Annotated in this window: 5 protein-coding genes; 1 reads left to right on the top strand and 4 read right to left on the bottom strand. The window is 70.4% G+C overall.

From position 1 onward, the window contains the following. Together ACGFW5_RS20620 and ACGFW5_RS20615 are read right to left on the bottom strand one after the other, a co-directional pair. Nucleotides 1-3221, bottom strand: a 3221-nt coding sequence (locus tag ACGFW5_RS20620) for an amino acid adenylation domain-containing protein (RefSeq protein WP_393835706.1), incomplete at its 3' end; no start/stop codon positions are given. Nucleotides 3222-3349: 128 nt separating this feature from the next. Beyond that, the gene (locus ACGFW5_RS20615; RefSeq protein WP_393835705.1) at nt 3350-4549 is read right to left on the bottom strand and encodes a cytochrome P450; all 1200 of its coding nucleotides are present in this window, start codon (nt 4547-4549) and stop codon (nt 3350-3352) included. A gap of 214 nt (nt 4550-4763) precedes the next feature. Between ACGFW5_RS20615 and ACGFW5_RS20610 the strand changes: the two genes are divergently transcribed. After that, on the top strand, nt 4764-5654 hold the full coding sequence (locus tag ACGFW5_RS20610) for a TIGR03621 family F420-dependent LLM class oxidoreductase (RefSeq protein WP_393835704.1): 891 nt from the start codon (nt 4764-4766) through the stop codon (nt 5652-5654). A 155-nt stretch (nt 5655-5809) separates the two neighbouring features. On the opposite strand, the gene ACGFW5_RS20605 is transcribed toward ACGFW5_RS20610, so the two are convergent. Together ACGFW5_RS20605 and ACGFW5_RS20600 are read right to left on the bottom strand one after the other, a co-directional pair. Further along, nucleotides 5810-6196: a hypothetical protein gene (locus ACGFW5_RS20605; protein ID WP_393835703.1), complete on the bottom strand. Its 387-nt coding sequence runs from the start codon at nt 6194-6196 to the stop codon at nt 5810-5812. Between the two features lie 186 nt (nt 6197-6382). Further along, nucleotides 6383-7588 (bottom strand): tryptophan dimethylallyltransferase family protein, encoded by a 1206-nt coding sequence (locus tag ACGFW5_RS20600; RefSeq protein WP_393835702.1) that lies wholly within the window; start codon nt 7586-7588, stop codon nt 6383-6385. Nucleotides 7589-7590 lie beyond the last annotated feature (2 nt).

The raw sequence follows: 7590 nt of genomic DNA, 5'->3' as shown, positions 1-7590 counted from the left end.
CCGGGCTCCGCAACCACCCCACCCAGCACCCGCACCAACCGCTCACCGAACAACTCAACCGTCCGGGCGTCATACAAATCCGTCGCATACTCGATAAACCCACGCATCCCCGCCGGACGACCCCCATCATCAAAGGTCTCCGACAGACTCACCGTCACATCGAACTTCGCCGTCCCCGTCCCCACCGACTCCGTCCGCACCCCCAGCCCCGGCAACTCAAACCGGCCCTCCGCATTGTTCTGCAACACCAACGCCACCTGGAACAACGGATGCCGCCCACCCGAACGCACCGGATTCAACCGCTCCACCACCAACTCGAACGGCACATCCTGATGCGCGAACGCCTCCAGACACCCCTCACGCACCCGCCCCAACAACTCACCGAACGACGGATCACCCGACACATCCGTCCGCACTACCAACGTATTCACGAACAGGCCGACCAGGTCGTCCAGGCCCTCATCCATCCGCCCCGCGACCGGCGAACCCACCACCACGTCCGATCCCGCACCCAGCCGCGACAACAACGCCGCCAGCCCAGCCTGCAACACCATGAACGGTGTCACGTCCGCCGAGCGGGCCACGGCGCGCAGCCCGGCATGAAGGTCGGCGCCGAGTTCCAGGGGCACCATGCCGCCGTCGTACGTCGCCGACGCGGGGCGCGGCCGGTCCCCCGGCAGCGTCACCTCCTCCGGAATGTCCTCCAACTGGCGGGTCCAGTACGCCAATTGCCGGGCCATCTCGCTGTCGGGCTCGTCCACGTCCCCCAGTGCCTCGTGCTGCCACACGGTGTAGTCCCCGTACTGCACCAGCAGCGCCGGCCACACCGGGGCCTCGCCGCCCGACCGGGCCGCATACGCCGCCACCAGGTCACGGGCCAACGGGCCCGCCGACCACCCGTCCCCCGCGATGTGATGCAGCACGAGAAGCAGGACGGCGGCGTTCGGGTCGGCCTCGGTCCGGAAGAGCCACACCTTGGCCGGGATGTCGGCCGCGAGGTCGAAGGGGTGCCGGGCCGCGGCGCGGATCTCCGCTTCGAGGCGGTCCTGCTCGACGGTGACGGTGCGCAGTGTCACATGTGCGCGGTCCGCGGGCAGGACGTGCTGGACGGGCCGGTCGGCGGTCTCGGAGAAGACCGTGCGCAGCGGCTCGTGCCGCGCGACCAGGTCGTTGATGGCGGCCTCCAGCGCGTCGTGGTCGACGTCGCCGGTGAGGTGGAGCGCGAGCGGCATGTTGTAGGTCGCGGAGGGGCCTTCGAGTTTGTGCAGGAACCACAGCCGCTGCTGCGCATACGACAGCGGCAGGACCTCCGGACGCGGCCGCGCCTCCAACGCGGCACGCACCCGCCCCGAACCCAGCCGGCGAACCAGCCCCGCGACCGTCGGCGCCTCGAACAGCACCCGCAACGGCAGCTCGACACCCATGACACGACGGACCCTGCTCACCAGACGCGTCGCCAACAGCGAATGTCCACCCAGCTCGAAGAAACTGTCATCCACCCCGACCGACGCCACCCCCAGAATGTCCCCGAACAGGCCACAGAGCACGGCTTCCGTCTCGGTGCGGGGTGCGCGGGACACGTCCGTGCTGTCGTACTCGGGGGCGGGGAGTGCGAGACGGTCGATCTTTCCGTTCGGTGACAGCGGCAGTGCGTCCAGTAGGACGACGGCGGACGGCACGACGTGGTCCGGCAGCACCTCGTGAAGGTCGGCGCGCAGGGACGCGGGGGTGACCTCGGTGTCGGGCGCGGCAACTGCGTAGGCGACGAGCCGCGTGTCGCCGGTGGTGTGCGTGCGGGGCAGCACGACGGCCTGTGTCACTGCGGGGTGGCGCCGCAGCGCCTCCTCCGCCTCGCCCGGCTCCACCCGGGACCCACGGATCTTCACCTGGTCGTCCACGCGGCGCACGAACTCCAGTTGACCTCCGTCGTTCCACCGCACGACGTCACCGGTGCGGTACATCCGGCTGCCCGGCACGTCGAACGGGCACGCCACGAACCGTTCCGCCGTGAGGCCCGGCAGCTCCACGTATCCGCGTGCGAGGCCGGGGCCGGTCACGTACAGCTCCCCTGCCGTGCCGGCGGGCACCGGGATCAGTGCGTCGTCCAGGACGAAGACCTGGACCTCCGCCACCGGTGTGCCGATGGGGATCTGCGTGGGGCCACCGTCGAGGGCGGTGAGGGCGGTGAGGGGTTCGGTCAAGGTGGTGGCGACCGAGCACTCGGTCGTTCCGTAGCCGTTGACCAGCTCGCGGTCGGCTGACCACCTACGTACGAGGTCGGGCGGGCAGCTCTCGCCGCCGATGTGCACCCGGCGCAGATCGGGCAGCGTGGACTCGCTGCCTGCGGGGAGGGTGGCGAGCACCGGGACCGGCAGGGTGACGTGGGTGATGCGTTCGGCGGCGAGGACGGCGACGAGTTCTTCGCCGAGCAGACGGCTGTGCTCGGGAACGACGAGAGTGCCGCCTCCGGCGAAGGTGGTGAGCAGTTCCCAGATGGCCACGTCGAAGGTGGGGGGCGCGAGTTGGAGCACGCGGGAGTCGGTGTCGGTGGTCTGGTGCCGGGCGGCCGTGGCGACGAGGGCGGCGAAGCCCGTGTGGGGGACGCCGACCGGTTTTGGGGTGCCGGTGGAGCCCGAGGTGTGGATGACGTAGGCGAGGTCCTTGGGGAGCAGCGGCCGGGTGCGGTCGCCGTCGTGGGGCGTGGAGGCCGGGCAGGCGGCGAGCGCGGCACGGGTGGCGGGAGTGTCCATGCGGAGCGGTCGGGCGTCGTGGGACGGCAGGCGTTCGGCGAGGTCGGCGTGAAGCAGGACGGCTTTGGGTCCGCTGTCCCGCAGCAGGCGGGCGAGGCGCTCGGTGGGCTGCTCGGGGTCCAGTGGGAGGTAGGCCGCACCGGCTTTCGCGATGCCGAGGAGGGCGGCGATGTGGTCGGCGCCGCGCGGCAGGGCGACGGCGACGCGGTCGTCGGGTCCCAGGTCCTGGCGGATGAGCCACCAGGCGACGCGGTTGGCGTGCGCGTCGAGTTCGGCATAGGTCCAGGTGGTGGTGCCCGCGATGGTGGTGCCCGCGGTGGTGGTGCCCGCACTGACGGCCAGGGCCTGTGGGGTCAGTGCCGCGCGGGTCTCGAAGATGTCCGGCAGCGTGGTGGGGTCGGGTGCCGCCCCCTGGTGTCCGCTTCCGTCCGTGGACCGTCCGCTCGTGTTCGGCTCGTCAACGTATCGCATGATGTCTTCTGCCCCTGGGGTCCGAGTGGTGCGCGACGCGGCAAAGTTGCGGTGGACGTGGTGGACGTGGTGGACGTGGTGGAGTAAAGGGAGTTGGGGTTACGGCGGGCGAGGGGGTGGTGGGGCCGTCAGGCTCGTTCGACGGCGACGGGGAAGGACCTGAGCCCGGCGATGCTGGGGTTCCGGTAGTACTGGAGTGGGCCGTCGGTCCGCTCCAGGACGGGGAACCGGCGCAGCAGCGCCGTCAGCGCGATCCGGATCTCGGTGCGGGCCAGAGGTGCGCCCAGGCAGTAGTGGACGCCTTGGCCGAAGCCGACGTGCTGGTTGTGCCGGCGGTGGATGTCGAAGCGCTCGGGGTTCTCGAACTGCCGCTCGTCGTGGTTGGCCGACAGGGCGGACAGGGACACGAACTGCCCGGCGGAGATGGTGACTTCGCCGAGTTCGGTGTCGCACGTGGTCAGTCGCAGGCTGTTCGGCACGGCGGGGCGGTAGCGGACCGACTCCTCGACGGCGGCCGGTATCAGACCCGCGTCCTGGCGTACGTCGGTCAGCGCGTCGGGGTGGCGCAGCAGCTCGAAGACGAGGCTGGCGAGCGAGCAGGCGGTGGTGACGTGCCCGCCGATGAGGAGCAGTTTGCCGATGTTGACCACCTCCTCCTCGGTGAGCCGTTCGCCGTCCACCTCGGTCTGCGCGAGCCGGCTGAAGAGGTCGCCCTTGGGGGTGGCGCGCCGTAGCCGGTAGTGCTCGCGCAGGTAGGCGAGCAGTTCGGCGCCCGCCGCGTCGATGGCCTTGACAAGGTCCTCGCCGGCCAGGTCGCCCGCCTCGAAGGAGAGCAGCCGGTCCGCCCAGTCTCGCAGCAACTCCCGGTCACCGAAGGGGAGTCCGATCAGTTCGGCGATCACCATGACGGGCAGGGGGTCGGCCAGATCGCGGGCCACGTCGATCTCGGGGCTGTCTTCGACGGCGTCCAGGAGGCGTTCCACGGTGGCTTCGATCTCCGGGGCGAGGCCGGCGACCGTCCGCTGGTTGAACGCCTTGCCGATCAGTGCGCGCAGCACGCGGTGCCTCGGCGGGTCCATCTCGGTGAGCCGGCCCTGCCCCCAGGCGTCTCCCTTGCCCCACTCGGCCGGGTAGGCCCGCCACAGTTCGGAGGAGTACGCGGCGTGGTCCAGGCTGGCGGTGACCACGTCGGCGTATCGGAGCACCAGCCAGGCGCCGGTCACGGGATCCTGGTGGACGGGGCGCTCGTCCCGCATGACGCGGAACCAGTCCTGGAGTGCTTTTCCGTCGTCCTCGGAATAGGGCGGGGCAGGTGTCGTATTCCCCACGCTGGTTTTGTCGTGTGCTTGCTCTGGGCGCACGGAAAACTCCTTCTCCCCACACAATGAAGGAAACACGGCACGTGACATTCGCCCCAAGACTCGATTACGAGCCTCGGCGTTGTCAAGATTGTGGAATGTGAACAGGTGTCACCGGAATAGCGGCAGTGGATGTAAAGGTGCGTTCGTTTTCGAATGTCGAGTGCGCTGCTAACGTCGCCGCATGACTCTTCCCGAGAATCGGCCGTTCCGTTTCGGCGTCAATCTCGTCACTCCCGCGTCGCGGCGCGCATGGGCGGAAAAGTCCCGCAAGGTCGAGGACCTGGGATTCGACGTGCTGGGCGTGCCGGACCATTTGGGCGCGCCCGCCCCGTTCCCCGCCCTGGTGGCGGCGGCCGAGGCCACCGAGCGGATCAGGGTGACCACGTTCGTCCTCAACGCCGCGTTCCACAACCCGGTGCTCCTGGCCCGGGAGGCGGCCACCACCGATCTGCTCACCGACGGCCGCCTGGAGGTGGGGCTGGCGGCCGGATCCATCAGGGCGGGCACCGGTTCCGACGGGGTGCCGTTCCCGTCCGCCGGTGAGCGGGTCAGCCAACTGGAGCGCACGGTCAAGGAGTTGCGCGGGCTGATGGTGAACCCCGAGCACACACCGCGGCCGGTGCGGCCCGGCGGCCCACCGCTGCTGGTGGCCGGCAACGGAGACCGGGTACTGCGGCTGGCCGCCGAGCACGCCGACATCGTCGGGTTCACCGGCATCTTCATGGGGCGCGGAGAGTTCCCGCAGCTGGCGAGCCCTGAAGAGCTGGGCGAGCGGGTGGCCCTGGTCCGCGAGCAGTTGGGTGCCCGGGTCGCGGAGGTGGAGCTGAACCTGCTGGTGCAGCAGGTGATCGTCACGGACGATCCGCGGGGCACGGCCGAGGAGTGGGCGCGGCATCCGCTGGCCCACTTCACCCCCGAGCAGCTGCTCGCGACGCCGGCCTGGCTGATCGGGTCACAGCGCGAGATAGCCGATCGGCTGACGGAGTACCGGCAGCGGTTCGGCCTCAGCTACATCGTGGTCCTGGAGCCGTGGCTGGAGGCGTTCGCACCGATCGTCGCGATGCTGAAGTGACGGTTCGGTCCAGGTGCCGGGCGGGCGGAGTCACCGCCCGCCCGGCGCCGTACTGTCTCCGTTCCCCTCAACCGGGACCTGCTCAGTTTTCCCGAAGCGAGGGCTGTTGCCCGTTCCCCCCCGGGCCGGGCTGTCCCCGTCTCCGGCGCGTGGGTTCACTGCTCGCCGGTCTCCGGGCCATTCGGCTCCGTGCCGTCGCCGCCCGCGGCCAGCGCGTCAGCGGCGCGGCTGATCTTCTCCAGGGCCTCGTCGCGGAGCTCAAGGCCGTGCCGGTAGTAGGCGCCCTGGCCCTCGGGGTGCTCATGCAGGACGTCGCGGACGGCGAGGAGACCGGCCGGCCGGATCGCATCCAGGCATGGCAGAGGGCCGCCGACGGCGCCATTGAGCAGGTCGACCGTACGCCACCCGAAGAAGTAGAAGGCGTCGGTGTACACCGCCGCCCAGTCCCATGCCTTAAGGAATTCCCGGCGTTCTTCGGCGGCGGACTGCTGTCCCTCTGTAGTGGCCCACGACGAATCCAGCACCGCCACAATGGATTCCATCAGCATGTCAAGCTGTCCGAAACGGGTATGGATTTCCGCCAGCACCCCCGACGGAACACGCCAGGGGGAGCCGGGCCTGTCCACAAGTCCCGCATATCGTTTCCACGCGTCGATCACAGGCTCATACACAAGGCCCGATTATGGCACGCGGGCATCGACGGACGGCAGGTTTTCCAACGGTCATTCCTATCTTTCCAGCCCTTCCAGCCCTTCCCGCCCTTCCCGCTCTGCCTGTCCTTCCTGTCCTTCCTGTCCTTCCTGTCCTTCCTGTCCTTCCTGTCCTTCGAGTGCGTACCGCGGCATCGGGTCCTTGTGCCGCAACTCGGGTGAGAAGTACGCCTTGAGCCGGGGGCGGCCGGGGCCCGGCCGCCAGGCCACGTAGTTGTGGATGCCGCGGCCCGCCATGGGCGGACGGGACGCCACCTCGCGCAGCGCCCGTTCGTAGAGCTCCGAGGACCGGCCGCAGGCGGACAGCGCCGCCCTCATGCGGTGGCGTACCGCCTCGTCGTCGGGGGCGTAGGTCCACATGGGCAGGTAGACGGTCGCCCCGCCGGGCGTGGTGGGGCGCGCTCCGGTGAACGACAGGCAGGTGACGGGGGGTTGGGCGGAGAGGTCAGCGGCCGCCTCGTCCAGCATCGTCCGGCAGAACCGCCGCACGGGGGCGGCCGCGAAACCCGGGTACGGTGCCATGAGTTGGGCCAAACCGTCGGCGTCGGTGGCGTAGTGGCGGAAGTACAGCTTGACCCGCGCTTCGGGGTCCGCCGCGAGGTCGAGGGAGAACATCACCGGCCGGTCGAGTCGGTCGCCCCGCGCCATGTGTGCGCTCACCGCGGGCCAGGCCGCGCCGAGCCCGACGGCGGCAAGGCCGCGTTCGCACAACTCCGCGGCGCGCTCGGGGCCGGCGACGGCCGGGTAGAACCAGACCTTGAACTGGGGCGCCCCCGACCGTCGTACCTCGGCGCCGAACATCGCGACGTGCTCGGTGGCCGGCTTCTCGGGCAGGTACAGGTCGGCGACCTGGGCCCACCGTCGCTCGTCCGTTCCGTACCGGCGTACGAGGCCGGCCATCGTGGCGCGGGCGGAGACGATGCGGTCCACGGGGCAGTCCCCGGGTTGCAGGGCTTCCACCGCGAACTGCAGCGCGGGGTCGTCGTCGAGGCCGAGCGCGAACTCCATGGGTGACCCGTCGGACGACACATCGGACTCGGCGAGTTGCGCGGCCGTGGCCGTGCCCCAGGAGGCCGTCATCGCCCCGAATGCGTCCACGCACACGCCCCTTCGGTCACCGAGGCCGAGGCCGGACGCCAGCCCGGCCAGGCGTGCCGCGCCCGCGGCTCTGGCCGACGGGGCCGGCCCGGTGCCCGCCTCGCTGCTCCCACTCACCATCTCCATCG

The organism is Streptomyces sp. NPDC048416 (assembly GCF_043200435.1).
GTDB lineage: Bacteria > Actinomycetota > Actinomycetes > Streptomycetales > Streptomycetaceae > Streptomyces.
The sequence above is the reverse complement of the archived record's forward strand: the minus strand, read 5'-3'. Positions and strand labels throughout refer to the sequence as shown.

Coding starts and splice junctions, on each gene's coding strand:
- ACGFW5_RS20605 (WP_393835703.1), bottom strand. CDS start 6,196: ATGGAATCCATTGTGGCGGTGCTGGATTCGTCGTGGGCCACTACAGAG.
- ACGFW5_RS20600 (WP_393835702.1), bottom strand. CDS start 7,588: ATGGAGATGGTGAGTGGGAGCAGCGAGGCGGGCACCGGGCCGGCCCCG.
- ACGFW5_RS20610 (WP_393835704.1), top strand. CDS start 4,764: ATGACTCTTCCCGAGAATCGGCCGTTCCGTTTCGGCGTCAATCTCGTC.